23 protein-coding genes are annotated in these 25,562 nt (G+C 65.4%); 10 read left to right on the plus strand and 13 right to left on the minus strand.

Features of this window, described 5'->3' with window-relative positions; all coding sequences use genetic code 11:
* Position 1: 1 nt before the first annotated feature.
* Genes RBA95_RS11085 through RBA95_RS11105 form a run of 5 tightly spaced genes read right to left on the minus strand, consistent with a single transcriptional unit; the run spans position 2 to position 4,289 of the window.
* Positions 2-1,528: a hypothetical protein gene (locus RBA95_RS11085; RefSeq protein WP_306016923.1), complete on the minus strand. Its 1,527-nt coding sequence runs from the start codon at positions 1,526-1,528 to the stop codon at positions 2-4.
* Positions 1,525-2,751: a CCA tRNA nucleotidyltransferase gene (locus RBA95_RS11090; protein ID WP_306016924.1), complete on the minus strand. Its 1,227-nt coding sequence runs from the start codon at positions 2,749-2,751 to the stop codon at positions 1,525-1,527. The genes RBA95_RS11085 and RBA95_RS11090 overlap by 4 nt, the downstream gene beginning before the upstream one ends.
* Before the next feature lie 10 nt (positions 2,752-2,761).
* A complete protein-coding gene (locus tag RBA95_RS11095) occupies positions 2,762-3,043 on the minus strand; it encodes a hypothetical protein (RefSeq protein ID WP_306016925.1) in 282 nt (93 codons plus the stop codon).
* Entirely contained in the window at positions 3,043-3,708 is a 666-nt protein-coding gene (locus RBA95_RS11100; protein ID WP_306016926.1) for a CoA pyrophosphatase, read from the minus strand. The genes RBA95_RS11095 and RBA95_RS11100 overlap by 1 nt, the downstream gene beginning before the upstream one ends.
* A complete protein-coding gene (locus tag RBA95_RS11105; RefSeq protein WP_306016927.1) occupies positions 3,705-4,289 on the minus strand; it encodes a DUF1285 domain-containing protein in 585 nt (194 codons plus the stop codon). The genes RBA95_RS11100 and RBA95_RS11105 overlap by 4 nt, the downstream gene beginning before the upstream one ends.
* A gap of 66 nt (positions 4,290-4,355) precedes the next feature.
* On the opposite strand from RBA95_RS11105, the gene RBA95_RS11110 reads away from it, so the two are divergent.
* The 4 genes from RBA95_RS11110 to RBA95_RS11125 are packed head-to-tail and all read left to right on the plus strand — an operon-like array spanning position 4,356 to position 11,014.
* Positions 4,356-5,354 carry a MoxR family ATPase gene (locus RBA95_RS11110; protein ID WP_306016928.1) on the plus strand — a complete coding sequence of 333 codons (999 nt, stop codon included), beginning with the start codon at positions 4,356-4,358 and terminating at the stop codon, positions 5,352-5,354.
* Between the two features lie 7 nt (positions 5,355-5,361).
* Positions 5,362-6,249, plus strand: a complete 888-nt coding sequence (locus RBA95_RS11115) for a DUF58 domain-containing protein (protein ID WP_306016929.1) — start codon at positions 5,362-5,364, stop codon at positions 6,247-6,249.
* The gene (locus tag RBA95_RS11120) at positions 6,246-8,969 is read left to right on the plus strand and encodes a DUF4159 domain-containing protein (protein ID WP_306016930.1); all 2,724 of its coding nucleotides are present in this window, start codon (positions 6,246-6,248) and stop codon (positions 8,967-8,969) included. Before RBA95_RS11115 ends, RBA95_RS11120 begins: the two co-directional genes overlap by 4 nt.
* Entirely contained in the window at positions 8,969-11,014 is a 2,046-nt protein-coding gene (locus tag RBA95_RS11125; protein ID WP_306016931.1) for a hypothetical protein, read from the plus strand. The genes RBA95_RS11120 and RBA95_RS11125 overlap by 1 nt, the downstream gene beginning before the upstream one ends.
* On the opposite strand, the gene RBA95_RS11130 is transcribed toward RBA95_RS11125, so the two are convergent.
* Positions 11,011-12,447: a PLP-dependent aminotransferase family protein gene (locus RBA95_RS11130; protein ID WP_306016932.1), complete on the minus strand. Its 1,437-nt coding sequence runs from the start codon at positions 12,445-12,447 to the stop codon at positions 11,011-11,013. The genes RBA95_RS11125 and RBA95_RS11130 overlap by 4 nt on opposite strands.
* 95 nt (positions 12,448-12,542) lie before the next feature.
* On the opposite strand from RBA95_RS11130, the gene RBA95_RS11135 reads away from it, so the two are divergent.
* The 3 genes from RBA95_RS11135 to RBA95_RS11145 all read left to right on the plus strand — a co-directional run bounded on the left by RBA95_RS11135 (position 12,543) and on the right by RBA95_RS11145 (position 14,262).
* A complete protein-coding gene (locus RBA95_RS11135) occupies positions 12,543-13,151 on the plus strand; it encodes a YitT family protein (RefSeq protein ID WP_306016933.1) in 609 nt (202 codons plus the stop codon).
* Between the two features lie 102 nt (positions 13,152-13,253).
* Positions 13,254-13,952 (plus strand): pirin family protein, encoded by a 699-nt coding sequence (locus tag RBA95_RS11140; protein WP_306016934.1) that lies wholly within the window; start codon positions 13,254-13,256, stop codon positions 13,950-13,952.
* A gap of 91 nt (positions 13,953-14,043) precedes the next feature.
* Positions 14,044-14,262: a hypothetical protein gene (locus RBA95_RS11145; protein WP_306016935.1), complete on the plus strand. Its 219-nt coding sequence runs from the start codon at positions 14,044-14,046 to the stop codon at positions 14,260-14,262.
* On the opposite strand, the gene queE is transcribed toward RBA95_RS11145, so the two are convergent.
* Together queE and queC are read right to left on the minus strand one after the other, a co-directional pair.
* Positions 14,259-14,888: a 7-carboxy-7-deazaguanine synthase gene (gene queE / locus RBA95_RS11150; RefSeq protein WP_306016936.1), complete on the minus strand. Its 630-nt coding sequence runs from the start codon at positions 14,886-14,888 to the stop codon at positions 14,259-14,261. The genes RBA95_RS11145 and queE overlap by 4 nt on opposite strands.
* Positions 14,888-15,607, minus strand: coding sequence for a 7-cyano-7-deazaguanine synthase QueC (gene queC, locus RBA95_RS11155; protein ID WP_306016937.1), 720 nt, complete (start codon positions 15,605-15,607; stop codon positions 14,888-14,890). Before queC ends, queE begins: the two co-directional genes overlap by 1 nt.
* A 48-nt stretch (positions 15,608-15,655) precedes the next feature.
* Here queC and cutA point away from each other — a divergent pair, with 48 nt between their 5' ends.
* Both cutA and RBA95_RS11165 read left to right on the plus strand, forming a co-directional pair.
* Complete coding sequence (cutA, locus tag RBA95_RS11160) at positions 15,656-15,991, plus strand: divalent-cation tolerance protein CutA (RefSeq protein ID WP_306016938.1); 336 nt, start codon at positions 15,656-15,658, stop codon at positions 15,989-15,991.
* A 126-nt stretch (positions 15,992-16,117) separates the two neighbouring features.
* Positions 16,118-17,758 carry a response regulator gene (locus RBA95_RS11165; protein WP_306016939.1) on the plus strand — a complete coding sequence of 547 codons (1,641 nt, stop codon included), beginning with the start codon at positions 16,118-16,120 and terminating at the stop codon, positions 17,756-17,758.
* A gap of 65 nt (positions 17,759-17,823) precedes the next feature.
* Here RBA95_RS11165 and RBA95_RS11170 read toward each other — a convergent pair whose 3' ends face one another.
* The gene (locus RBA95_RS11170) at positions 17,824-19,617 is read right to left on the minus strand and encodes a HAMP domain-containing sensor histidine kinase (protein ID WP_306016940.1); all 1,794 of its coding nucleotides are present in this window, start codon (positions 19,615-19,617) and stop codon (positions 17,824-17,826) included.
* A 179-nt stretch (positions 19,618-19,796) separates the two neighbouring features.
* On the opposite strand from RBA95_RS11170, the gene RBA95_RS11175 reads away from it, so the two are divergent.
* The gene (locus RBA95_RS11175) at positions 19,797-20,369 is read left to right on the plus strand and encodes a DUF3299 domain-containing protein (protein ID WP_306016941.1); all 573 of its coding nucleotides are present in this window, start codon (positions 19,797-19,799) and stop codon (positions 20,367-20,369) included.
* Positions 20,370-20,402: 33 nt separating this feature from the next.
* Here RBA95_RS11175 and RBA95_RS11180 read toward each other — a convergent pair whose 3' ends face one another.
* The 4 genes from RBA95_RS11180 to RBA95_RS11195 all read right to left on the minus strand — a co-directional run.
* A complete protein-coding gene (locus tag RBA95_RS11180; protein WP_306016942.1) occupies positions 20,403-21,083 on the minus strand; it encodes a hypothetical protein in 681 nt (226 codons plus the stop codon).
* A gap of 25 nt (positions 21,084-21,108) precedes the next feature.
* Positions 21,109-22,524, minus strand: coding sequence for a peptidoglycan-binding protein (locus RBA95_RS11185; protein ID WP_306016943.1), 1,416 nt, complete (start codon positions 22,522-22,524; stop codon positions 21,109-21,111).
* The gene (locus RBA95_RS11190; protein ID WP_306016944.1) at positions 22,521-23,000 is read right to left on the minus strand and encodes a hypothetical protein; all 480 of its coding nucleotides are present in this window, start codon (positions 22,998-23,000) and stop codon (positions 22,521-22,523) included. Before RBA95_RS11190 ends, RBA95_RS11185 begins: the two co-directional genes overlap by 4 nt.
* Positions 23,001-23,114: 114 nt before the next feature.
* The coding region (locus RBA95_RS11195; RefSeq protein ID WP_306016945.1) for an efflux RND transporter permease subunit at positions 23,115-25,562 on the minus strand (2,448 nt) is incomplete at its 5' end.

Below are 25,562 nucleotides of genomic sequence, written 5' to 3' on the forward strand. Positions count from 1 at the left end.
CCTAGCCTGGAGCAAAGCCGGGCGACCAGCCCGCCGCCAGCAGCCCGAACACGAAGCCCAGACCAATGAGCGCGGCCCCCGCCCCGCCCATGATCAGCCAGTTGGTGGCGACCAGCCAGAAGGCCGGCTCCGCCCGACGCGGAAAATCCTCAAGCGGATCCAGGTCGCGATGGAGCGGCTGGCTGGCGCGCATTTCGGTCGCATCACGCACTGCGCCGGCCGAACCGGTGGCGAACTGACACAAGCGCGCCAGCACATCCACGGCGAGACGGGCGCTCGCCTCGTCATCGACGTTGAGCATCAGGCTGCCTTCGCCATGATTGAGCAGCTTGCCGTTCTTGCTCGGCGTCTTGCGCACGCCCGTGATCTTGGAATAGCTGCGGATCTCTTCCGCCTCGGCCTCTTCAATATCGTCCGGGCTATCGGTTTCAGGCAGGCCGAACAGCACCAGCCGCATGAGCATTTCCGCCAGGCTGGCGCGATCCAGGGCGTTGAGCCGCTGGCTCTTGAGCGCGTCCGGGCCGCCATGGGCCAGCCATTTGCCGATCATCTCGATCCGGATCGCCGCGGCCAATCCGTCCGACACGCCCTTGAGCGCAGACTTGTCCGCCGAGGGCGCGCCTATCCGCGGCAGCCCCCGGCCCGGCTTCTTGCCCTTGGGCGGCTTGGCCTTCACGAACGGGCCGTCCAGCTTGCCCCGGAAATGGGTCAGGCATTCATCCAGCGCATGGCGCGCCGCGCGCACCGCCGCGCCATGGCGCACCTTCTTGGACAGAAGGTCTGAATCCAGCAGCCGGTCCGCCTCCCACAGGCTCCGGGCCGCTTCAGACAGCGATTGCGACACCTTCTGGGGGTCGAGCGTTTTGCCCGCCTCCAGGCTTTCGCCATTGCGGATCTTGTTGTCTTGCGCGGTCAGCGCCTGATCGGCCTGGCTCTTGAGCGAGAACAGGATCTGGTCGAACTGGCTGTCGCGCTCGCGCGGCCAGTCATCGCGGCGCCAGCGGCCAAGCTGAAAATACCAGCGCGATTCCCCGCGCTGCAGCCGCTGATTGAGATCGCGGCTGAATTCGAGCTGCTCCTCGCCGGGAAGCAGGTCAAAGAACGCCTCCACAAAATCGAAGACAAGAAGATTGGCGGTGACGCTCCACTTCTCCCCATAGAGCGGATCACGGTCGAACACCTTGCCTGGCGCGTGGAAGAGATTGTCAAAGCCCGGATCTTCCGCCGCAGCGGACCAGTGCGCCCGGTTCGCCTGCAGATAGGCGTCGGCCATGGTCTGACGCGCCCGGCGGGGCAGGTCCTTGATCTTGCGCTTGTCATTGGCGGCGCTGATGGTCTTGGCGAGCTGGATGCGCAGAGCCATTTCGGCGTCCACAGACGCGTTGGTCGTTTCCGCCTCGGTGAAGTTGAGGGCCTTGGCCTTCTCTTCAAGCGCGCGCCGGTCGTGCAGGTGCAGGTCCGCCGCGAACAGCTCTCCGCTGCCCACCCGTGCGCGATAGCGCAGCGAGAAGAGCTCGGACAGGCTCACCCCCGAACCTCGCTGGCCAGCGCCAGAAGCGCCTGACGATCCAGACTGAAATCACTCTCGATCCAGCGCGTCTCCAGCGTTTTCATCAGCGCGCCCAGATCCGGGCCCGGCTCAAAACCCTGCTCGATCAGGTCGCGTCCTGTAACGGGCAGGACCGGTTTGCGCCAGTGCGCGGCGGCTTCAAGATCCGACTCGGCGTCGCCATCTCCGCGGGCTTCGGCCAAGCGCATCCGGTCTGAAAAGGTTTGGGCGCCCAAGGCATAAAGCGCACGGCGACGCGCGCGCGCATCCGATCCCGGCCGCACCGCCACAGCGTCAGACGTCGGCTCCGCACACATCGCGGCCAGGCGAGTGGTTTCCGCGTTCGACGCTTTCATCTGATGGCACAGGCTACGCACTGTGGTCACATCTCCCCCGCACAACGCCGCCGCTCTTATGAGCGTGTCAGGCGCGCGCCTTTTCCCTCGGTCGGCGTTAATTATGCTTAAGAGAAGGTTTAAGTCGAGCCGTCCGGGCCAAACCGGATCAAAAACGTGGCCTTCCTGCATCGCTTTGGCCACAGCCCCCGGGTCTGGCGCGCCCAGCAGCTTCTTGATTTCCTTCCAGACGCGCTCGCGCGCCAGCTCGACCAGTTTGGGGGCGGCGCGCACGCAGGCGGCATGCCCCTCGGGGTCGAGATCCGAGCCATACCAGGCGTTGAACCGGTAAAAGCGCAGGATCCGCAGCACGTCCTCGGCCAGGCGCTGATCGGGGTCTCCAATAAAGACCACACGGTGCGCCAGCGCGTCCGCCACGCCGTCAAACGGGTCGAACAGGCTGCCGTCGCGGCGCGCATAAATTGCATTGAGACGGAAATCGCGACGCCCCGCATCCAGCGCCCAATCGGTGGTGAAGGCCACCACGGCGCGTCGACCATCGGTGGAGACATCCTTGCGCAGGGTCGTGATCTCAAACGGCTGGCCGTCCGCCACGGCGGTGATGGTGCCATGATCGAGCCCGGTGGGAATCGCCTTGATGCCCGCTGCCTCCAGAGCCTGAACGGTCTGCTGCGGCGTCAGCTGGGTGGCGATATCCACATCATCCACGCGCACGCCCTGAAGCGCATTGCGCACGCACCCGCCCACATAGCGCGCCCGATCCGTATCCCCGGGGCTGAGCGCATCCATCACGGCAAGCGTTGCTGGCGCGCGCAGAAAGGCGTGCTGTGACGGATCAAGCTTCATGAGAGCCCCGCTAGATCGGCTCTTCGGTTGGCGGCGGGTCGCGGTCCTCGAACTGTCCGGGCCGGATCTCGCCATCTTCCAGACGCGGCGGTTGATACGCGCCGTCACGAGAACTGGAATCGGTCTCCACGAGCACGATCACGACCAGCATGACCATGGCGGCGCCCAGCCCCAGCACAATGCCCAGAATCGCCGACAGGGGTTTCTTGATCACACCCGCAGCCGACAGGATGCGCGCCACGATATAAGGCAGCGCGAAGGCGGCGAGCATGAGCAGAAAGATACGAGTCATCAGCGGCTCTCCCGTGCAGACCGGACCGTTTCGAGCGGTCGGCCCTGTGCGTAGCGAATGGACAGAGCGCGCAGCATGCCCGCCGTCGCCCCCCAGATATACCGCCCCTTATGAGGCATGGCGTAGAACCGCCGCAACATGCCGGCGAATTCGCGTTCCTCGAGCTTGTGATTGTCCGGGTCCATCAGGAAATCGAACGGCGTTTCGAACACTTCCGCAACCTCGCCCGGATCGGGAGAGAGCTCAAATCCCGGCTCGATGACGCCGACGAAAGGCGTCACGGCATACCCCGTGCCCGTTTCATAGGTTTCCCAGCGTCCCAACAGCGTGATCTGTTCGGGCTTGAGCCCCACTTCTTCCTCGGTCTCGCGCAGGGCGCATTCGGCCAGTGTTTCCCGTCCGGCCATCTGCCGGCCGCCCGGAAAGCTGACCTGCCCGGCATGGGCCTGCAAATGGTCGGCGCGCCGGGTGAAAAGCACCGTCAGGCCGCTCTCTCGCTTGACCAGCAAGGCCAGAACGGCGGCCGGCTTGAGCTTTCGCGGCGACGGGGTCGGCATATCGTTCAGATCACCATCCCCCCGCGTCGGACGGGAGGCGCCGGGAGCGTTCGCCGGGTCAAGCACCGTGCGCAATCGCTTCAGTATCGCCTCGACATCGGCGCTCATGCAGCCGGTCCCAGGGGAAAGAAGACGCCGCGACTCCAGACGCCCATGACAGGCTGGCCGTTCTCGTCCTCGCCGCGCTCGGCGAACTCCACGAGGTCATAGAACGCGGCGCGCGTGATCAGCGCTTCCAGTCGTCCGCGCACATGCACATAAGGTTCAGGCTCGCCATCCGGGCCGGTCTCCACCCGGATCGGATGCTCGGGCCCTGCGATCACGGCGTCATCAAGATTGGTCTGAAAGCCCAGCTTCTGTTCCTGGCCCACGCCCGTGCGATCCACACGAACGGCCAGGAAGGGCGCGGCCTCGACCTTGATCTGGATCTTCTCGACCGGGGTGACGAGATAGGTCTGTCCGTCGGCATCCTTTCTGAGGATGCGTGCGAACAGGCGGATCAGTTTTTCGCGTCCGATGCGCGTGCCTTCATGCCACCAGCTGCCGTCGCGCTTGATGACGAGATCCATCTCGCCGCAATAGTCCGGCTCCCATTTTTCAACCGGGGGATAGCCGTCTGCGGTATCGATCGCCTCCGCCGCCGAAAGCAGCGACTGCATTGCATCTTGTTCAGACTTCGGTGCGCCCATGGACACCTCCTCTGGCTGCGGCCATGTTTGAGGTCAGAAAACTGCCTCGTTCAAGGATGTAAGCCGATGCCCACCTCGAAGGAAGACGTACAGGCGCTTTCAGCTCGCGCAGACGCTGCAACCGGCCGTCTTGCGGAGGTTCGCCAGTCCATCGCCAAGTCCATTATCGGGCTCGATGACGTGGTCGAACAATCGCTCGCGGTGATCCTGTCCGGCGGACACGGCTTGCTGGTGGGCCCGCCGGGCGTGGCCAAGACCCGTCTGGTGCACGCGCTGGCGGTCGTCACCGGCCTTGAGGACAAGCGGGTGCAATTCACGCCCGACCTGATGCCCGCGGACATTCTGGGTTCGGAAGTGCTCGACCAGGACGCGGACGGCAAACGCCATTTTCGCTTCATCCCCGGCCCGGTCTTCTGTCGCCTGCTGATGGCGGACGAGATCAACCGCGCCAGCCCGCGCACCCAGGCCGCCTTGCTCCAGGCCATGCAGGAGGGCTTTGTCACCGTGGCGGGCGAGCGCCATGATCTGCCCCAGCCTTTCCATGTGCTCGCGACCCAGAACCCGATCGAGCAGGAAGGCACCTATCCGCTGCCCGAAGCCCAGCTCGACCGCTTCCTGATGCAGATCGACGTGCCCTATCCCGACAAGGATCAGGAACGCGCCATCCTGCTCGCGACAACGGGCACGGAAGACGCGCTCGCCGAACCGGTGCTGAACGCCGAGGAAATCCTCGATCTGCAACAATTGGTGCGCGCCATGCCGGTGGGCGAACAGGTGCTCGACGCCATTCTGTCCTTGCTCGAACAATGCCGCCCGGATCGCTCGACCGATCCGGATGTGCGCGACGGCGTCAGCTGGGGGCCCGGTCCGCGCGCCGGTCAGGCGTTGATGCTCGCCGTGCGCGCCCGGGCGCTGGTCCAGGGCCGCCTCGCCCCATCCACCGAAGACGTGCTGGCGCTGGCGGGACCCGTGCTGAAACACCGCATGGCGCTGAGCTTCGCCGCGCGCGCCGAGGGCGTCCAGCTCGACGCCCTGATCGACCGCCTCGCCCACGCCGCCGCATAGGATTTCGATGAGCCCGGCGCCCGCCCCGTCCTATATGACCCGCCTGCGCCATGACGCGGAGGAGGCGGCGGCGCGTTTCCCTGCGCTGCTGGCCGAAGCCGAGCGCATTGCGGCGAGCGTCGCCCATGGCGTGCATGGCCGCCGCCGCGCCGGACAGGGGGAAACCTTCTGGCAGTATCGCCATCATCGCCCCGAAGACGGCGCGCGCTTCGTCGACTGGCGCCGTTCCGCCCAGGGCGATCACCTCTATATCCGCGAAGTGGAATGGGAGGCGGCGAACGCGGTCTATTTCTGGCGGGACGGCTCGGCGGGGATGCAGCTGCATTCGCGCGGCCTGCCCATCAAGAAGGAACGCGCCTCGGTCTGCCTGATGGCGATTGCGAGCCTGCTCAATCGCGGCGGCGAGCGCCTGTCGGTGCTGGGCGAGACCGGGCGCGCACGCGCAGGTCGCCAAGGCATCGAGACTGTCAGCCGCGCCCTGGCCCTGGGCGAAGGCCCGGCTGAACACGTGGAAGCGGCGGACATGCCGCGCCATGCCCGGCTTGTGATCGCCAGCGATTTTCTCGATCCCATTGAAACCTGGCGCGCCCGCCTCAATCGTTTCGCCGCACAGGGCGCGACGGGCGCGCTGTTGCGCATCGTCGACCCGGCCGAAGAGGATTTCCCCTTCAAGGGCCGCACACGCTTTGAAGCCGCCGCCAGCGGCGACAGCCTGTTGTTCGGTCGCGCCGAAGATGCCCGCTCCGCCTATCATGACGCCTGGACGCGCCATGGCGCCCAGCTGGCGGACCTGTCGCGCCAATATGGCTGGCGACTGATCACGCATCGCACCGACCGTCCGGCGGCGAGCGCCGTCCTCGCGCTTTATCAAGCCCTGTCAGAGCCACAGTCATGATCACAGTGGGATCGCTCGCCTTCGCCGCGCCCTGGGCGCTGGCCGCCTTCGCGGTGTTGCCGCTCCTATGGTTCCTGCTGCGCGCCACGCCGCCGGCGCCGTCGCGGGTGATCTTCGCGCCGCTGCGCCTGTTGCAGGATCTCGCGCGGACTCCCGAAACCCCGCAATCGACGCCCTGGTGGCTTCTGGTGCTGCGCCTTGTAATGGCCGCCCTCATCGTGCTGGCGCTGGCCCGCCCGATCCTCAGCCCCGACACGGACGTGAATTCGGACCGCCCCTTGCTGGTGCTGGTGGATGATGGTTGGCGTTCCGCGCCGGGCTGGCCGGACATGCAGGCCCAGGCCCGCAGCCAGCTGATCGCGGCGCGCAGCGATGGCCGGGACGTCCTTCTGGTGTTTACGGCCGCGCCCGCCAGCCAGACTGATCTGTCATTCGGCCCCGCCAGCAACGCCCTGTCGCGCCTGAACGCGCATGAACTGCGCGCCTGGCCGCCCGCTCGCGACATCACTGCGAACCGTCTCGAGACCATTCTGGGTCAGCCCGGCGCGCCCGAACGCTTTGACACGCTGTGGATCAGTGACGGTCTGGCCGGAACGGACGGAGACCAGGCCCTCGCCCGCCTGCTCAATGGGCGCGGCGCTTTAAGCATCGTTCTTCCCGATCCCAGTGAAACCGCGATCGGCCTGACTCGGGTCGGCGTGGAGCCGGACGGCTTCACGGTGCGTCTCGTGCGCGCGGACCAGGAGGCGGAACGCCCGGTCACCCTGACCGCTCTGGGTGCGGACGGACAGGCGCTGGCGCGGCTGGATGGGCGCTTTCAAGCCGGCGAACAACGCCTGGATCTCGCCGCCAGCCTGCCGCTCGATCTGCGCAATCAGATCGCCCGCATCACGCTGGATCGCTTTGGCTCGGCTGGAGCGACGCACATCACCGGCGATCGCTGGCGGCGTCCGCGCGTCGGACTGATCCGCCCTGATACGGGCGGCGAGCGCCAACCGCTTCTGTCCGATTACCACTATGCCCGCGAAGCCTTGTCAGGCACGGCCGAGCTGGTGAGCGGCGATCTTGAAACCCTGTTGCAAAGCGAACCCTCTGCGCTTGTCATGGTCGACAATGCCCGCATCGAGGATGATCGCCTGACCGCATTCGTGGATGAAGGCGGGCTGCTGATCCGCTTCTCCGGTCCCAATCTGGCGACGCGCACCGATCCGTTATTGCCGGTGCGCCTGCGCGAGGGCGGACGCTTGTTCGGCGGCGCCATGGCCTGGGAAGACCCGCAGGGCCTGGCCCCCTTCCCCGATGACAGCCCCTTCTCCGGCCTAGTCGCGCCCGAAGAAGCCCAGGTCACCCGGCAAGTGCTCGCGGAACCCGGTCCCGATCTCGACGCCAAGGTCTGGGCGCGTCTGGACGATGGCACCCCGCTTGTGACCGCGGATCGCTATGGCCAGGGCTGGGTGGTGCTGTTTCACGTCACCGCCGGGCCGGACTGGTCGTCATTGCCCCTGTCAGGACTGTACCCGGCCATGCTGGAGCGCACGCTGGCGCTCAGCGGCGGCGCCGACCCCACCCCGCCCCAGGGCGGCGCCTGGGGTCTGGAGCGCGAGCTGAATGCGGAAGGGCGTCTCATCGCCCCCGCAACACAGGCCGAGATGATCGCGGCGGACGCCTTCACCACCGCCCGTGCCAGCGCGACCACCCCGCCCGGCGTCTGGACTCTCGGGGCGGCCAGCTCCGCCCTGAATGTCATGCAGCCCGGCGACCGCCTGGCGCTGATCGCCCGGGACCTGCCCGGCGCGACCTATCGCACCGGCTCTGGCGCTGTGGAGACCCGCATGGCGGGGCCGCTCCTGAGCCTCGCCCTGATCCTTCTGTGCGTGGATGGCCTGATCACCCTGTTCCTGTCCGGGCGCATGCCCTTCGCGGCGCGCAATCTGGGCGCGCTCGCCGTGGCGGCCCTGATCGGACTGGCCGTTGTCCCGTCTGACGCGCTCGCTCAGGGGCAAGGCGTGACCGAAATCCAGGAGCAGGCCCTGGAAGTGCGCCTCGCCTATGTACTGACCGGGGATGCGCGCATCGACCAGCTCAGCCGCGCCGGTCTGGCAGGGCTGTCGCGGGAAAGCACGCGCCGCAGCGCCGTGGAGCCCAGCGCGCCGGTCGGGGTGGATATCGAACAGGACGACATCCTGTTCTACCCGATGATCTACTGGCCGCTGACCGAGGACGCCCCGGCGCTGTCTGACGAAGCCGCCGCCCGGGTCACGGCCTATATGAATGCCGGCGGGCTGATCGTTTTTGACACCCGCGACGGGCGCGCCTCCGGCCGGGGCATGGCGCCGCATCCGGGCCTTGTGCGCGTGCTTGATTCCGTCGAGGTGCCGCCATTGCATCAGATCCCTGAGGATCATGTGCTGGGCCGGACTTTCTATCTGTTGAGCGCGTTTCCCGGCCGCTATCCCGACACGCCGGTCTGGGTCGAAGCCAACCCTGAAAGCTCGGGCCGGGACGGCGCCTCCTCGGTGGTGATCGGATCGGCGGACTGGGCCGCCGCCTGGGCCATTGATGAGCAGGGTCGCCCTCTGGCTCCGGTTGAAGGCGGGCCGCGCCAACGCGAAATGGCCATCCGCTTCGGGGTCAATCTCGCCATGTATTCGCTCACCGGCAATTACAAGGCGGACCAGGTTCACGTACCCGCCATTCTGCAGCGACTGGGACAGGACTGATGGACGCCGTAACGCTCTCCTTCTCCCCGCTGGTTCCCCCCGCCCTCGCCTATGGTCTGGGCGCGCTGGCGCTGGCGGTCGCTCTCTACGCACTGGTGCGCGGGCTCAAGAGCTGGCTCTGGCGCGCGATCGCGGGCCTCTTGATGGCGGGCGCGCTTCTGAACCCGGCGCTGGTGCAGGAAACGCGCGAGCCGCTCAGTGATGTGGCGGTGCTGATCACTGATGACAGCGCATCCATGCAGATCGGCACTCGGACTTACGCAGCAGAGCAGACCGCCAATGCCCTGCGCGCTCTGGCGGAGAGCGATCCGCTACTGGATCTGGTCGAGGTCAGCGGCGGCGCGTCCGAGGACGGCACGCGCCTGAACCGCGCCTTGCAACAAGGCTTGTCGCAAGCGCCCCGCAATCGGCTCGCCGGCGTGGTCATCGCCTCGGACGGTCAGGTGCATGACACCCCGCCCGATGCGGACACGCTGGGTCTGGACGCGCCCGTCCATCACTTCCTGACCGGTGACCCTGAAGCGCGCGATCGCCGCCTTATCGTCTCCCAGGCGCCGCGCTACGGGCTTGTGGGCGATCCAGTCAGCTTCACCCTGCGCGTGGAAGATGAGGGCGCCGCCACCGGCACCGCCATGGTCAATCTCTATGTGGACGGGGGTGACCCGATCAGCGCCCGGGTCCAGATCGGCCAGGATGTGACGGTTCAGGCGGAAATCGCCAATCGCGGCCCCAATGTGGTCGAGATCGAGGTGGAGCCCGGCCCGGGCGAATTGTCGCTGATCAATAATCGCGCGGCGGTGAATGTCACCGGCGTCAGGGATCGTCTGCGCGTTCTACTGGTGACGGGCGAGCCGCATAATGGCGCGCGGGCCTGGCGCAATCTTCTCAAATCCGACCCCAGCGTGGACTTGGTGCACTTCACCATTCTGCGCCCGCTGGACAAGGATGATTCCGTGCCCGCCAACGAGCTGGCCCTGATCGCCTTTCCGGTCTTCGAGCTTTTCCAGCTCAGCCTTGAAGAGTTCGATCTGGTCATTTTTGACCGCTATCGCCGACGCGGCATTCTGCGCCCGCTCTATTTTGACAATATCGCCAATTATGTCGAAGGCGGCGGCGCGCTGCTGGTCACCACCGGCCCGCCTTTCGCCGGCCCTGAAAGCGTGGCGCGCTCTCCGCTCGCCAGCGTTCTGCCCGCCTCTCCGACCGGACTGATCAGCGAGGAAAGCTTCATTCCGCAAATCAGCGCCATCGGCGAACGCCATCCCGTGACCCGGCCCATGCTGTCGGGCGAAGGCGAATGGGGCCCCTGGTTCCGGCGCATCGGCGCGCGTCCGCTCTCGGGTGAGACCGTGCTGGAAGCGCCCAATGGCGACCCGCTGCTGACCTTGTCCCATGAAGGCGAGGGCCGCGCCGCGATCCTGCTGTCCGACCAGGCCTGGCTCTGGGCCCGCGGCTATGAGGGCGGCGGCCCGCATGACGAATTGTTCCGACGCGTGGCGCACTGGCTGATGGGCGAACCTGAGCTCGACGAAGAGCGCTTGAGCGCCCGCGTGGTGGATGGCGAGCTGGAAGTGACCCGCAACACCCTGTCGGACGATGTGCCGGATCTGGAAATTGAATGGCCGTCCGGCGCCCAGGACACCGTGGAAATGGATCAGACCGGTCTGGGCGTTTACACCGAACGCATGGCGGCCCGCGAACAGGGCCTGGTCCGTTTGCGCTCCGGCGATCTGACGACCGTGACCGCCTCGGGACCGCTCAACCCTCTGGAATACCGCGACCTGCGTCCCGACCCTGAAGGCTTTGCGACCCTGGTGGACTCCAGCGATGGCGCAGTGTTCACCCTGGGCGATGATGTCGAGCTGCCCGATCTGCGCCGCACCAATGCCCGCGCCCGCCAGGCCGGCATGAACTGGGCCGGGTTCAAGCGCAACGACGCCTATCGGGTCATAGACGCCCAGTCGGTTCCGCTGGCGCCCGGTCTTTTGATCGCGCTTTTGATCCTGGGCCTTCTGGCGCTCGCCTGGCGGCGTGAAGGCGCCTAGAAGACCGGCGATTCCGCACGCGCCTGACCCGTCAGTGACTGTGAAACGCCAGTCTGCGCCCAGGCCTGCTCCAGGATATCCAGCGCGCGTGTCATGAAGGCCGGATCACGGCTGAAGGGCAGGCGCAGATTCTGTTCGCCGCCCTTGTGCAGGAAGAAGCGCGGCCCCGGTTCGAGTTTCAGTCCCAGGTCCCGCGCCGCGCCCGCAAGCGCCGCGCTGACCGCTCTTGGCAGGCGCAGCCAGAGCGACATGCCGCCCGCCACCTCCAGGCTGATCCAGTCGGGGAAACGCTGCGCGATCTCGGCGCTTAAAAAGGCGTGCTCGTCGCGCAATTGCGCGCGTTGTCTGGCGACCGCCTCGGGAAAGTCCTCGAAGAGCACGCGCGTGGTGATCTGTTCCAGAGGCGGCCCGCCCAGATCAATGGAAGAGCGTGTGGCGTGAACCTGATCAATGATGCGCCGGTCCGCCGCGATCCAGCCGGTGCGCAAACCGCCCCAGAACACCTTGCTGGCGGACCCCAGCCGCACGATCGGCGCGCGATAATGCGGTGGATCGATCAGGGGCGGCGGCGCGTCCCGCCACAGCTCACGCACGCATTCATCAAACACAATAAGCGCCCCGCCGCGCTTGGCGGCGCGGGCCAGCCGGAAACGCGCCTCCGCGTCCATCACCTGACCGGTGGGATTGTGATGGTCCGCTATCAGATAGGCCATCTTGTAGCGGCCTTGCGCCAGATCACGCTCCAGCTCGGCGACCGACCAACCGCTCTCGGTCACCGGATAGCCGCGCATCTGAACACCCGCCTGATGAAAGGCCTCAAGGGCGTTGGGATAGCTCGGCAGATCAACCGCGACCTGATCGCCAGGTTTGAGGAAGGCCCGGATCAGCAGCACCAGACCATGCTGGGCGCCCTGGCAGATCATCAACTGGTCAGGCGACACCGCGACGCCGACCTCGGCATAGCGATCCGCCAGAACCGTGCGCAAGCCGATCTCGCCGCGCATCTCGTAACCGGAGTGCGGCAGGAGCGCCGGCAAATGCTCCATGGCCTTGCGGTAGGCCGGCGCCAGATCGGGATGGGCGCGGGTCGTCGCCGCGGCAAGGTCCATCAATCCCGGATCGTTGCTGGCGCCCTCCTGCAGCGCTTCCGCGCCATCGGGCAGAACGGTGACCGATCCCCGCCCCTGACCGCTCTCCAGAAACCCGTCCGCGCGCAACAGGTCATAGGCCTGCGACACGGTGATCCGCGCCACGCCCAGTTCTTCAGCCAGACGCCGCTCGCCCGGCAGCCTGACGCTGAGCCCGATCCGCCCATCGAGAATGCCGAACCGCAAGCGGTCCGCAATCTGGCGATAGGCCGGCGCCGAAGATGAATCGCGCCAGCCGCGCATGAGACGGCGGACGCCGGGGAGGGATAAGGAACGCTCTGACATGGGTGGATCCTGATTCACGCCGACGCGTCATCATAGCGCCAAGCCCTGTAACTTGGCCCTATTTTTTAAGGCCAAGATTGCCCCTCCTATGTCCCATGTTGATCAAGCGTCTTGTCCAATTGCACCTGGGCCTAACAGCCTATGGCGTCTCGCTGGCCCTGATGGTTCGCGCCAATCTGGGTCTTGATCCCTGGGATGTCTTCCATGAAGGCCTGTCCGAGCGCATCGGCCTGAGCTTCGGCATGACCGTCAATCTGGTCGGGCTGCTGGTGCTTCTGGCCTGGTGGCCGATCCGGCAACGGCCGGGGATCGGAACAGTGATGAACGTGCTGCTGATCGGCACGGTGGCGGACCTGACCTTGCTGGTCGTGCCCGAGCTGGGTGGCTATGCGCTACGCGCTGTGGTCCTGCTCGGCGCTATTGGCCTGAATGGCGTGGCCACGGCCAGCTATATCGGCGCAGGTCTGGGCCCTGGCCCGCGCGACGGCCTGATGACCGGTGTATGCGGGCGCACGGGGTGGCCAGTGGGTCGCGTCCGATTGGGGATCGAGCTCCTGGTGCTGGCGAGCGGCTTTGCTCTGGGCGGCACGGTGGGGATCGGGACGGTGCTCTATGCGATCTCGATCGGGCCGTTGGTGCACTGGCTGTTGCCGCGCTTCACCCTCAGACCCAAATCCGCGCCCGTTCCGGCCCCGGCGGAGTGATCCTTTCCCGATCAGCAAAACTGACGGTCCAACCCTGTCATTAATGACGCGCCCTCCAGTCGCTATCTGTGTGTCCAACACACGAGCTAAGGAGGGTTCGTCATGATCGATGTGCGTTATTTTGAAGATCTGGGCGCGTTCCGGATCGACTGGCTCAACGCCAAACACCATTTCAGCTTCGGCTCCTACCACAATCCCAAACGCATGGGTTGGGGCGCGCTGCGCGTCTGGAACGATGACGAGATCCAGCCCGGAACGGGCTTTCCGCCCCACCCGCATGCGGAAATGGAAATCATCACCTATGTGCGCGACGGCGCCATCACCCACCAGGATAGCCTGGGCAATAAAGGGCGCACGGTTGCGGGCGATGTGCAGGTGATGAGCGCGGGCAAGGGCATCCGTCACGCCGAATACAATCAGGAAGACGAGCTGACCCGGATCTTCCAGATCTGGATCATGCCCGATGAGCGTGGCGGCGAGCCCTATTGGGACAGCCGCAGCTTCCCCAAGGATGACCGCGCCGGTGAGCTGGTGGTGCTGGCCTCCGGCCGGACGGGTGATGAGGACGCCCTGCCCATCCGCGCCGATGCGCGGGTTCTGGGCGGCACGCTCAAGGCCGGCCAATCCGCCCGTTACGCGCTGGAGGACGGCCGACACGCCTATCTGGCGCTCGCAAAAGGGGCCGTGACGGTCAATGATGAAACCCTGGGCGCGCGAGACGGCGCGGCGATCGTGGATGAACCGGTGATCGAGATCACCGCCATCGAAGACGCCGAAATCGTGATGGTGGATTCGCTTTAGCCGCTACCTTCACCCGGCCTTAAGCGCCGAGCGCTAGACACAAGATCCGGCGGAGCCCCCTGCTTCGCCGGTTTTTTGTGTGGAGTTCGCCATGATGCGCCCGGTCCTTGCGATGATCGCCCTCGCTGCTGTGATGATGACGCCCGGCTGCATCGTGGTGCAGACCGCCGATCTCGCCGTGGGCGCGACCGGCGCCGTGGTGGGCACCGCCGGCAAGGTGGTCGGCGGCGCCGTGGACGTGGTGACGCCGGGCAAAACGATGGCTGACGACAAGGTCGTCACGGATCTGTGCGACCAGACGCCCGCCTAGGGCACATCAATCCATTTGTGCGTCTGAAGACTGAGCATCCATTGAGGGTGCTTGAGACAGTACTCGAAAGCGGCCTGAGCATTTTTCATCTGGTCCGGCCCATCCATGGGCTGGAGCCGGAACTGCTTGAAATCGAGCCCTGAGAAAAGCTCAGGCATGGCTTCTGGCTGGGGGTAGACGAGCTTGAGCTCATCGCCGGAGATCTGCTTGAGCGGCGCGGTGGATTTGGGGCTGACGCAGACCCAGTCGATGCCTTCAGGCGCCTCGATGGTGCCATTGGTCTCCACCGCAATCGTGAAGCCAGCATCGTGCAGGGCGTCGATCAGCGGCGCATCCAGTTGCAAGAGCGGTTCGCCCCCGGTGCAGACCACATAGGGTTCGCCCCCGCCCGGCCACAGGCTCGCGACGGCCTCCGCCAGGGCTTCGGCCGTCTTGAACTTGCCGCCATTGACGCCGTCCACGCCGACAAAATCGGTATCGCAGAACTGGCAGATCGCGCTGGCGCGATCGCGCTCCAGTCCGCTCCACAGATTGCAGCCGGCAAAGCGCAGGAACACCGCCGGGCGCCCCGTCTGGCCGCCTTCCCCCTGAACGGTCAGGAACATTTCCTTGACGGAATAGGTCATCAGCTCGCCGCATCCTTGCGCCAGGCCAGCCAGCCCTTTTTGCGCAGATCACAGGCCGGGCAGTCGTCACAGCCATAGCCCCAGTCATGTCGCGCGCCCCTCTCGCCGCGATAACAGGTATGGCTGTGCTCGACGATCAGATCGACCAGCGCGTCACCGCCTAGCTCATGCGCCAACGCCCAGGTCTGCGCCTTATCGAGATGCATGAGCGGGGTTTCGATCACCGTGGGGCGATCCAGGCCCAGACCCAGCGCCCTGGCCTGGGTCTGGATGGTGTCCTCGCGACAGTCGGGATAGCCCGAATAATCGGTCTGGCACATGCCGCCCACCAGCACGTCGATGCCCCGGCGATAGGCCAGTGCGGCGGCGACGGTGAGGAAGACGAGATTGCGTCCCGGCACGAAGGTCGACGGTAGCCCCGCTTCGGTCATGGCGATTTCCATGTCCGCGGTCAGCGCGCTTTCCGCCAGCGCGCCATAGCCGGACAGGTCCACCAGACGGTCCTCGCCCAGACGGTCCGCCCACTGGGGAAACGCCTCGAGCATGGAGGCCCGCACGGTCTGTCGCGCGCTCAGCTCCACCTCATGGCGCTGGCCATAGTCAAACCCGATCGTTTCCACCCGCTCAAAGCGGGACAGCGCCCAGGCCAGGCACGTGGCGGAGTCCTGACCGCCGGAAAACAGCACCAGGGCCGCGTTTGAAGAAGAGCGTGTATCCATGTAGCCAGTATATCTTGCTTATAAGCCGCGCCTGCAAGGAGCTCGACCATGACTGAAGCCGCTGACGGCGTCATCGTCCTTTACACCACCTGGCCCGACGCGGGGAGCGTGGAGCGCGCGGCGGCGCGCCTGCTGGAAGACCGGCTGATCGCCTGCGCCAATATTCTGGGCGAAAGCCGGTCGATCTATCGCTGGGAGGGAGAGGTTCAGAGCGAGCCGGAACTCATCGCCCTGTTCAAGACCTCCGCCGCGACAGCCGACCGGGCCAAGGCTGCGATCCTGGACCTGCACCCCTATGATGAACCCTGCGTTCTGGCGCTGGAAAGCCGCACCGCGCTCAGCGCTGCGGGCTTTGTCGATTGGGTGCGAAGCGAGACGGCGTAACCGCAGGTTTACTGGCGCGACGGTTCGGTGAACCTTCCGTGAAACAGGCGCGGTGTTAAGACCCGCGCAAGAGCCAGCATGTGTTTGTTCGCGGGACATTAGCCCAATACTCCACGGAGCGCCCCGATGAGCCGCACGGTTCAAAGCCTCTTGCAGCAGGCCCCTGTTCTCGATCCCGGCATTACCGGATCCCAGGTCTATGACCTGTTCTCCGAAGACAGCGATCTTCTGGTCTGCGCCGTTGTGGAAGACGGCAAACCGATCGGCCTGGTCGCGCGCAACGCCTTCTTCCTGCGCATGGCGGACACCCATGGCCGCGCGCTCTTCGCCAAACGGCCCGTCACCTATGTGATGGACAAGGACCCGCTGGTGGTGGACCGCAACCACCTTCTGTCCCAGCTGAGCCGGCACATCGTCACCGACCGCATTTCCGCGCTCTTTGACGGCTTCATCATTACCGACAAGGGCCGCTATGCCGGGGTGGGCACCGGGGTCGGCCTGATGCGCATGATCCAGTCGGAAAGCGAGGAGCGGAACCGCAAGCTGGTCGCCCTGGCCGAGCAATTGGGCGAAGCGCGGCTTGAAGCCCTCTCCGCCAACAAGATCAAGTCCGAGTTCGTGGCGACGATGAGCCATGAAATCCGCACCCCGTTAAGCGGCATGATGGGGCTGACCCAGCTCTTGCAGGAAACCGGCCTGGATGCCGAGCAACGCAAGCTCACCGAAAGCATCCAGAGCGCCGGCGATGTGATGCTCCACCTGCTCAATGACGTGCTGGACCTGTCCAAGATCGAAGCGGGCAAGATGGAGCTGAGTTCGGTCAGCTTCTCTCTTGAGGATCTGGCCGATGCCGCCAGTCAGCTCTGGCGCGGCCGCGCCCAGGCCAAGGGATTGCGCTTTACGGTGCGCACCGAAGGCGAGAGCGCCACCCTGCTGACGGGGGATCCGGTGCGCCTCAAACAGGTCCTGTTCAACCTGATCGGTAACGCCATCAAGTTCACCGATGCAGGGGAGGTGGACGTGCTTCTCACCCTCACCCCGCTGACGCCAACACGCGTGATCCTGCGCGGCGAGGTCACCGACACCGGCCGGGGCGTGCCGCCGACAGCGCGTGACACGCTGTTCAAATCCTTTATGCAGGCCGAACCTGATACGCGGCAGGCGGTGGGCGGCACGGGTCTGGGGCTCGCGATCAGCAAGCAGCTGATCACCCTGATGGACGGTCTGATTGACTATGATCCGCACCGCGAAACCGGGGCCTGTTTCTGGTTCGAGCTTCCTGTGGCCCTGGCCGAGACGCAAAGCGATCGGCAAGCCCCGTCCGATGACGCTAACGCCCTGCAGACCATGGGTCCGGCCCCGCGATTGCTGCTTGTGGAAGACAACGCCATGAACCAGGCGGTCATCGAAGGCTTCCTGAACCTGCGCGGCTGGACCTGTTCGGTGTGCTCCAACGCCGAAGACGCCCTCGCTCGGCTGGAAACCGAAACCTTTGATCTCATCTTGATGGATGTGCGCATGCCGGGCATGGACGGGCTGGAAGCCACGCGCCGCATTCGGCAGATGAACAGCACGGTCCGCGCCACACCCATCCTTGCGCTGACCGCGAACGCCCTGCGCGAAGAACAGGCTGACTGCTTGCGCGCGGGCATGGATGGCTATGTCTCCAAGCCCATCCAGCGCAAGGCCTTTTTTGATGAAATGGACCGGTTGTTGACGCCCGACTGGCGCATGTCGGGCGCGGAACGCCTGCCCGGCGCCGCCTAGCCTGCGATCGCATCAAAAAAGCCGGCGTCGACGCCGGCTTTTTCATTCCATAAACGGCTCGATGATCACGCGATGCGATAGAGCTGCGCGTTCGCGATCGGGTCATTGGCGAGCGCCTGCTTGAGCCCGTCCATGAGCAGTTCAGCCGACACCGGTGAGCGCACCTGGGTCTCCATGGCGTTTACCCGCAAGGGCGCATCCAGATCCGGCACCAGCCGGACAATGGGCGTCATCGCAGCCGTGGACGGCAAGGCGCGCACATCCGCGGACGCATCCTCGGCTTCCCCGTCTTCTAGTTCCTGACCCAGGATCACAGCGTCATAGGCCGAGGCGCCCAGCTCATCGACCAGCTCGACCGAGCTGCCTGAACACGTGACCACGCAGTTGAAGGATTTGAGATACCCCAAAAGCACAGACCGCAGGGCCGGATCGCTCTCGCCCACCAGGATGCGCAGGCGGCGGCTGGAGACCGACATCTGTTCGCCATCGGCGAAGCGGTCCGCCTTGATGGAATGGCGCAGCTTCACCTCGAACCAGAAAATCGACCCCGTGCCGTTTTCCGCCGGCTGATAACTCGCTTCGCCGTGCATCATCTCGGCCAGCTTGCGCACCAGATGCAGGCCCAGCCCGGTGCCGGCCTGCTTGATATTCTCGTCAATTGCGTCCTTGCCCATGGCGTTGAACAATTGCTCGCGCGAACTTTCCGGCACGCCAGAACCTGTGTCCTCCACCGCGATCCGCAGCGTGGACAGGCCCTGAATGTTTTCCGGCATGGTCAGGCGGATCGTCACACCGCCCTCGTCGGTGAAACGGATCGCATTGCCGACGAGGATCCGGCACATATGCATCAAGCGGCCGCCATCGGCGCGCAAGGCGCGGCCGCCCTCACCCTCGAAGGTCACATCCAGGCTGATATTCTTGGCGGCGGCGTGCGGGGCGTGTTCACGACGCAGGCGATCCGCCAGATCGCTGGCCGTAATGTCTTCGACCACCAGCTCCATACGGCCCGCATCGATCCGGGACACTTCCAGAACCGTATTGATCAGGCCCTCGAGCTTTTCACCGCTTTCCAGCAGGCGCGCCACCATGAGCGATTGCTCGTCAGACAGGCGGGTCTTGTCCAGAAGCTGCCCCATGCCCAGCACGCCATTGAGCGGCGAGCGCAGCTCATGGCTCATATTGGCCAGCATGACCGCGCTGGAGCGTGCAGTCTCCTCGGCCTTGCGCGCCGCCTGGTCGTTGTGCTCGGCCAGGCGAGCCAGCGCGGAGGCTTGCTCGAGCGTTTTCTTGTTGGCTTCCTCAAGCGCCAGGTTCGCCGCAACCGATTCAAGCAGCGTATTGGCGTAGGTCTTCGCCAGCATGGCGATGCCCAGCAGGAAGCCGGCGATCATCACGGCGCCGATGGCGCCGGTGGAGACATCGATCCGGATGAGCGCGATCGCCCACAGCGTCAGCGACGGCGCGGCGTAGGCGAAGATCACCCGGCGTTCGCCAGCGGAGGTCAGCACGGCGCCGGCCGCCATGCCGGCGATCACCAGCCCGACAATCTGGGAGACCAGCGTCGGCGTGTTCGAGGACAAAAGATGCGGGGTCGCGCCCCAGGCCAGGCCGACCACCGCCGACAGCGCGATGTAAAGATACATCTCGGTCTCGGTCGGCGCTCGATCTGCGCGGCGCGCGCGCAACATGGCTGAAAATCTGACGAAGGGCCCCACACAAAGCAGCCCGGCCCAGATCCACAGCGAGAGCGTATTCACATAGGGATGCAGGATTGCGGTCAGCAGCAGCGCGTTCACGATATTGAGCGGAACGGCGCGCAGCGCGCTTTTGGACACCAGTTCGTACTGCGCTTGACGCATACGCTGCGTGATGTCGTGTTTCTGATTTTGTTCCGATGGGTTTATACGACCCATTACACCACCTCCAGGACCGCTTTTCGCGGCTCTTCAGAAGGTTTGTGACAGAAAGTTCTTAAAACTGCGTGCATTTCTCTCTCCCTGGACAGAGAAGACCGCCATCTTTTACAGGAGCGTTAATCATGATCTTGCGCCAGCTTTTCGTGAGCTTGATCGCCGGCTCGGCCCTCGCTGCCTGTAGCCAGGACGCGCCTCGCTCACAGGACCCGGACACAGACCTTGTGGCCGTGGACCCGGACGCCGCCGCCGAAGTGCTGGCCTGGAGCGATTTGCTGCCCGAAGAGGATCTGGAGGCCTTGCAGGCGCTGAGCGAAGGCCGCGCCGATCCGTCCTTGATGAGCCGGCTGGGTCAGCAAAGCACGATTGACGGTCAGGTCGGCACGTTCAATGTGGTCGAGGATCTTGATGGCGTCGTGGTGCGCATGCCCGGCTATATCCTGCCGCTGGATTTTTCCGAGAATAGCGCGGCCCGGGAATTCCTGCTTCTGCCCTATCACGGGGCCTGCGTGCACACGCCGCCCCCGCCGCCCAACCAGATCGTCTATTTGCGCTCGCCCGAGCTGATCCACTTTGACAGCCTGTGGGAGCCGGTCTGGGTGGAAGGCCGGATGGAGCTTGAGCGGGTCGACACCGATCTCGCCGCCACCGCCTATGCCATGGTGGTCCGTTCGGTGGAGCCCTATCAGAGCCGATAAGCAAACGGGCGCTCAGAAGCGCCCGTTTGTTCACTAGTGACGGCGGTCGTCACAGGCATCCGTGGTGAACAGATCCGCGATCACGCCTTCACAATCGCGATCACGGCGTCCGCGCTGGTGATAGCGCCGGTCATACCGGTCCCGGTCATAGCCATGTCCGCGATAATGGCGATGCGGCGTGGCGATCTCGGCGCGAATTTCCGCCAGTGACAGCGACACATCGGTAAACCGGTCCTGCGCCCGCTCCCAGGAATTGAGCGAGGCGATGCAGGCCTGCTCCTCATAGCCGCGCTGGTGCATGCAGGCGGCATAGGCCCGGCACGAGCCAGCCGCGAAGCGGTAGGCGGCGTCGAGATCAAGCTCGAACGCGCGCAACATCTCGGTACGCTCGGTCTGCGGCCCGGAAGGCGGCTGGTCCACCCGCATCGTGCCTTCGGTCTCTTCATAGCGCTCGTTGACGTCCCCGCCGGACGCATACCCCGTAATCAACAAGGCGCGCGCCGCTTCGATGCGCTCATCGCGCTGAGCGCGCAGGGAATCCACTTCACAGACCTGCACCGCCGTATCCAGGGCGAGCGCATCCGCAGTGGCCTCCACCGGCGCGGTGCTGGGCGGATAATACGGGTCCACCGGGTCCACATATACCGGGTCGGTCTTGCAGCCTGCGAGCGCGGCGGCGCTGATCAGCACGCTGAGAAGGGTCAATTTGCGCATCGGTCCTGTCCTCTCGATCTCGCCGTCACCGGCTCGCATTGGCGTCCAGACATCCGGCTTCAGCCGGGGGAACGCGGGCGCGCATGGCGTTGCGCAGAATTTCCATTGCCCGCGCCCCTCGCCCGGGTTCTGCACTGGCTTCTTCCTCGATTTCCTGGCGTATTCGCGCCCATCGGGCCTGGGCGCTCGGCGCGCGCGCCAATTCCGGCGTGGTCCGGAACCGGCGGGCCAGGTCATGGCCCAGCTCGGCGGCGTCGCGCAGATAGGCGTCCGCCCGTTCGGGGTTCTCCACGATGGCGCACAAGCGGTACGAGCCGAACACCGCACCGGTGCCATAGATGACCGCCAGATTGAAATTGGCGTCGGGATCGCCCCGCACGGCGGCCATTTCCAGCCATTCCAGCGCCAAATCCGTGTTCTGCACCACGCCGAGGCCAACGGCATGCATGATCCCCAAGACGTTCTGAACGCTGGGATCGCGCGCGGTCTGGGCCGCATGACACATCAGCTGCGCGGTCTGGCGCGGGGTCAGTGAGGCGGTCTCGTCATAGCCCAGCTCGCGCTGGAAAGCGCGCACGGCCCGGCGCGTTTCCGCGCCATAGGTGCCGTCGATCGAACCGTTGTAATAGCCCAGCGCCGACAGCGCAGCCTGGCGCAGATTGAGCCCGATCACGTCCGCCATCCGGCTTTCAGGATCCCGGGCGATGCGCGCGAGGGTTTCGTGGGTGACCGGGCAATCCACAAGGTGCGCCTGCAGGCGGCGCTGCGCGAGGATGGACGATTGCGCGCCGAACGGACGGCCCCAGGCCACCGATCGGTTCCAGTAGCGCATGGCCGCTTCGCGCGATTCCGGCATCAGCGGACGACCGCCGGCGCGTTCACAGCCAAAGTCGATGACCGAGGAATAGGTCTCCCCGCAATCAAGCTCCAGCGTGGTCAGCTCGGCGTCGCCGCGCAGCAGCCAGTAGCGCGCCGCCTCGCTGTAGACCCGTGCTGCGATGGGACGCGGCACGCATTCCGCCGCGCCGTCCACGCAGACAAGCGTGGCGTTCGTGCCGCCCGTATCCGGGTCCACCGTTTCCAGATGAAAGGACCAGGGCTCGGCCGGGAAGGAATCACGCGACCGGGGGAACCATCCGCGGTTCCGGCTCCGGTCCCGGTTCAGCCATGAATTGGGGCTTTGATAGATCGGCGGCTGATAGCCCGAACGACCACCGCTCGGCGACCAGCGCCCCTGCTGGCGCGAGGCTTCGGACAGGGTGCGCGGCTCCCAGTCATCATCGGCGGATGAGACGCGGATGCGGTCGTCTTCGGGCTCGGGATCGGGCTGAAAATCGAAAATGGACTGACGCGCCGCGCTGTCGGAAACGAGGAAGGCGGCGGTCGCGCCCGCCAGCAACAATCCCAGCGCAACGGTTATGAGGATGGAGAAGCGGTTCATGAATCCTCGCCCCAGGAGCCTGTCGTGGCGCCATAGGGCCGCTCCTGGCTTTGCGGCGCATAGGCCTCATCGGCCCCATAGCTGTCCTGGTAATAGTCATAGCGGGGCGGCTCACAGACCGGCACGCCGCAAATATCGGACGCGTCCACACAGACCCGTGCGTCACGCCCGGTGAAGGTGTTCTGCGCCAGACGGCCGTCGAAATAACGACGACGATAGGCGTCCCGCTCGAGATCACGCACATAGGACTGGTAGGCGCGCTGCGAGAGCTGGACGCTCAGAATGCCGGCGAAGCACTGGCAGTTCTTGTCGCCATAAGTATCGGTGCAGGCCCAATAGACCGGGTCATCGCCCTCCGCGCCCCAGATGATGGTCGTCATCCGCCAGCCGCCAAAGATCAGCAGGACGATGAGGATCAGCCCCGCCAGGGCCCAGATCCAGCCTAATCCGTATGAATAACGATCCTGATCCTGCATGCGCGCCTGTCCCGCTCCCCCAAGCGTCCACCCTCTGTTAAGGTTAACCTATGCTTAAGGCGTCCACCCGGCAACCAGAACGGATCAAGTTTCGTTGAGTTCCCCTTTTTCGGGTCAGGCGTGCGGTTTTTTCACATCACCCCGATAGGGCGTGTCGGGATCCTTGAAGACCACATAGACCGCCGGGATGACCAGCAAGGTCAGGAGCGTCGAGGACAACAGCCCGAACAGAAGCGAGATCGCGAGCCCCTGGAAGATCGGGTCGAACAGGATCACCGACGCGCCCAGCATGGCCGCCAGCGCGGTCAGCAGGATCGGCTTGAAGCGAATCGCCCCGGCCCGCAGCACGGTTTCGCGCAGCGTCTCATCCGGTTGCGCTTCATGACGGATGAAATCCACCAACAGGATCGAGTTGCGGACGATGATCCCCGCCAGCGCAATGAAACCGATCATGGATGTGGCCGAGAACGGCGCGCCGAACAGGGCGTGCCCGATCAGGATGCCGATCAGGGTCAGCGGCACCGGCGTCAGGATCACCAGAGGCGCGCGGCACGAGCCGAACTGGGCGACCACCAGCACATAGATGCCCGCCAGCGCCACCATGAAGGCCGCGCCCATATCGCGGAAGGTCACATAAGTGATCTCCCATTCGCCATCCCATAGCAGGGTCGGCGTATCGTCACTGACAGGCTGACCGAACAGGCGAATATCGGGTCGGGGCAGACCATCGGGCCAGCTTTCGCTCTCGATCAGGTCAGCGACCGCGCCCATGCCATAGATCGGCGCTTCATACCGGCCCGCCAGCTCGCCCATCACCATGTCGGCGAAACGGCCATTGCGGCGATAGATGACCGGAGAGCCCTCCACCTCGCGCACGCTGACCACATCGCCCAGCTCCACAATGGTGCGGTCGCCCGGCAGAAGGTTCGCCGGCACGGGCGTTGACAGCAGCCGTTCGGTCCAGACCCGGTCAGACCGGGGCAGGTCGAGCGTGATCTCCAGCGGATTGCGGCCATCGCCCTGCTGGGCATAGCCCACAGCGCGGCCATCCAGCAGGATGCGCAGCGTGTCGAAGACATCGCCCTGCTCCACGCCGTAAAATTCGAGATTGTCCTGATCGAGCACGATCTGGAGCCGCGGGCGCGGCGCGCCAAAGCTGTCATCCACATCGACGATGTAGTCGACCTCTTCAAAAATCCGGCGCACCTCGGCGGCGACCGCGCGGCGGGTCTCGCCATCCGGGCCGTAAATCTCGGCCAGCAGGGTCGCCAGCACCGGCGGGCCCGGCGGGGTTTCGGCCACCTTGATCACCGTGCCTGCGGGCATGGGAATGTCGCTCAGAAGCGCGCGCGCCTCGAGCGCAATGTCATGGCTCTGTCGGGACCGATGATGGCGCGACGCCAGATTGACCTGAAGATCGCCCTGCTCGGGATTGGTGCGGTAGAAATAATGGCGCACCAGGCCATTGAAGTTGAACGGGGCGGAGGTCCCGGCATAGGCCTGGATCGAGATCACCTCTTCAACGCCGGACAGGACATCAGCCGCCTCAAACAGGACGCGTTCTGTGTCTTCAAGGCTCGCGCCCTCGGGCAGGTCGACGATCACCTGGAACTCGGACTTGTTGTCGAACGGCAGCAGTTTGACCGTCACCAGCCCCGCCGGGATCATCATCATGATGACGAGCGTCATCACGCCCGCCCCGATCAGGAAGGTCCAGGCCCGCGCCCGGCTTTTCACCACCCAGCCCGCAATGGCGCGATAGCCGCGACCGAGCCGGGTCTCGCTATCCTCGGCGCCATGACCATGCTCACCGGCATTGCCGGCGATCTTCACCATCAGCCAGGGCGTGATCACCATGGCGACGAAGAAGGAGAAGATCATGGCCGCCGAGGCGTTGATCGGGATGGGCGCCATATAGGGCCCCATCAGCCCCGACACGAACAGCATGGGCAACAGCGCCGCCACCACGGTCAGGGTCGCCACGATGGTGGGATTGCCCACTTCGGCGACGGCCTGGACCGCGCTGTCGATCTTGGAGCGGCCATCCTTCATCGCCCAGTGCCGGGCGATGTTCTCGATCACCACGATGGCGTCATCCACCAGAATGCCGATGGAGAAGATCAGTGCGAACAGGCTGACCCGGTTGATGGTGAAGCCCAACGTGTTCGAGGCGAACAGCGTCAGAAGGATGGTGGTGGGAATGACCACCAGCACGACGATAGATTCCCGCCAGCCCACCATCAGCGCGATCAGCACCACGATGGAGACCGTGGCGAGCCCGAGATGGAAGAACAGCTCATTGGCTTTTTCCGCCGCGGTCTCTCCGTAATTGCGGGTGACATCGACCCTCACCCCGTCCGGAATCAGCGTGCCGCGCAGGCTCTCCACCGTCTCCAGCACATGCTCGGCGACCACGACCGCATTGGCGCCCGGGCGCTTGGCCAGCGCCAGGGTCACCGCCGGCGCGCGGGTCCAGTCCCCGGTCGCGCCATGGCTGTCTTCGGCATGGGCCTCGCCCTCTCGGCTGAGGGACCAGACGCGGTGATCGGAGGGTTGAGCTCC

It is taken from the genome of Oceanicaulis sp. MMSF_3324 (assembly GCF_030733545.1).
Taxonomy (GTDB): Bacteria; Pseudomonadota; Alphaproteobacteria; order Caulobacterales; family Maricaulaceae; genus Oceanicaulis.

What these genes read in the sequence shown, in the direction of transcription:
- RBA95_RS11140 (WP_306016934.1), top strand. Translation starts at nt 13,254, where the DNA reads ATGATCGATGTGCGTTATTTTGAAGATCTGGGCGCGTTCCGGATCGAC.
- RBA95_RS11165 (WP_306016939.1), top strand. Translation starts at nt 16,118, where the DNA reads ATGAGCCGCACGGTTCAAAGCCTCTTGCAGCAGGCCCCTGTTCTCGAT.
- RBA95_RS11170 (WP_306016940.1), bottom strand. Translation starts at nt 19,617, where the DNA reads ATGCGTCAAGCGCAGTACGAACTGGTGTCCAAAAGCGCGCTGCGCGCC.
- queE (WP_306016936.1), bottom strand. Translation starts at nt 14,888, where the DNA reads ATGACCTATTCCGTCAAGGAAATGTTCCTGACCGTTCAGGGGGAAGGC.
- RBA95_RS11180 (WP_306016942.1), bottom strand. Translation starts at nt 21,083, where the DNA reads ATGCGCAAATTGACCCTTCTCAGCGTGCTGATCAGCGCCGCCGCGCTC.
- RBA95_RS11145 (WP_306016935.1), top strand. Translation starts at nt 14,044, where the DNA reads ATGATGCGCCCGGTCCTTGCGATGATCGCCCTCGCTGCTGTGATGATG.
- RBA95_RS11125 (WP_306016931.1), top strand. Translation starts at nt 8,969, where the DNA reads ATGGACGCCGTAACGCTCTCCTTCTCCCCGCTGGTTCCCCCCGCCCTC.
- RBA95_RS11185 (WP_306016943.1), bottom strand. Translation starts at nt 22,524, where the DNA reads ATGAACCGCTTCTCCATCCTCATAACCGTTGCGCTGGGATTGTTGCTG.
- RBA95_RS11175 (WP_306016941.1), top strand. Translation starts at nt 19,797, where the DNA reads ATGATCTTGCGCCAGCTTTTCGTGAGCTTGATCGCCGGCTCGGCCCTC.
- RBA95_RS11130 (WP_306016932.1), bottom strand. Translation starts at nt 12,447, where the DNA reads ATGTCAGAGCGTTCCTTATCCCTCCCCGGCGTCCGCCGTCTCATGCGC.
- RBA95_RS11090 (WP_306016924.1), bottom strand. Translation starts at nt 2,751, where the DNA reads ATGAAGCTTGATCCGTCACAGCACGCCTTTCTGCGCGCGCCAGCAACG.
- RBA95_RS11135 (WP_306016933.1), top strand. Translation starts at nt 12,543, where the DNA reads ATGTTGATCAAGCGTCTTGTCCAATTGCACCTGGGCCTAACAGCCTAT.
- RBA95_RS11095 (WP_306016925.1), bottom strand. Translation starts at nt 3,043, where the DNA reads ATGACTCGTATCTTTCTGCTCATGCTCGCCGCCTTCGCGCTGCCTTAT.
- cutA (WP_306016938.1), top strand. Translation starts at nt 15,656, where the DNA reads ATGACTGAAGCCGCTGACGGCGTCATCGTCCTTTACACCACCTGGCCC.
- RBA95_RS11190 (WP_306016944.1), bottom strand. Translation starts at nt 23,000, where the DNA reads ATGCAGGATCAGGATCGTTATTCATACGGATTAGGCTGGATCTGGGCC.
- RBA95_RS11105 (WP_306016927.1), bottom strand. Translation starts at nt 4,289, where the DNA reads ATGGGCGCACCGAAGTCTGAACAAGATGCAATGCAGTCGCTGCTTTCG.
- RBA95_RS11120 (WP_306016930.1), top strand. Translation starts at nt 6,246, where the DNA reads ATGATCACAGTGGGATCGCTCGCCTTCGCCGCGCCCTGGGCGCTGGCC.
- queC (WP_306016937.1), bottom strand. Translation starts at nt 15,607, where the DNA reads ATGGATACACGCTCTTCTTCAAACGCGGCCCTGGTGCTGTTTTCCGGC.
- RBA95_RS11100 (WP_306016926.1), bottom strand. Translation starts at nt 3,708, where the DNA reads ATGAGCGCCGATGTCGAGGCGATACTGAAGCGATTGCGCACGGTGCTT.
- RBA95_RS11115 (WP_306016929.1), top strand. Translation starts at nt 5,362, where the DNA reads ATGAGCCCGGCGCCCGCCCCGTCCTATATGACCCGCCTGCGCCATGAC.
- RBA95_RS11110 (WP_306016928.1), top strand. Translation starts at nt 4,356, where the DNA reads ATGCCCACCTCGAAGGAAGACGTACAGGCGCTTTCAGCTCGCGCAGAC.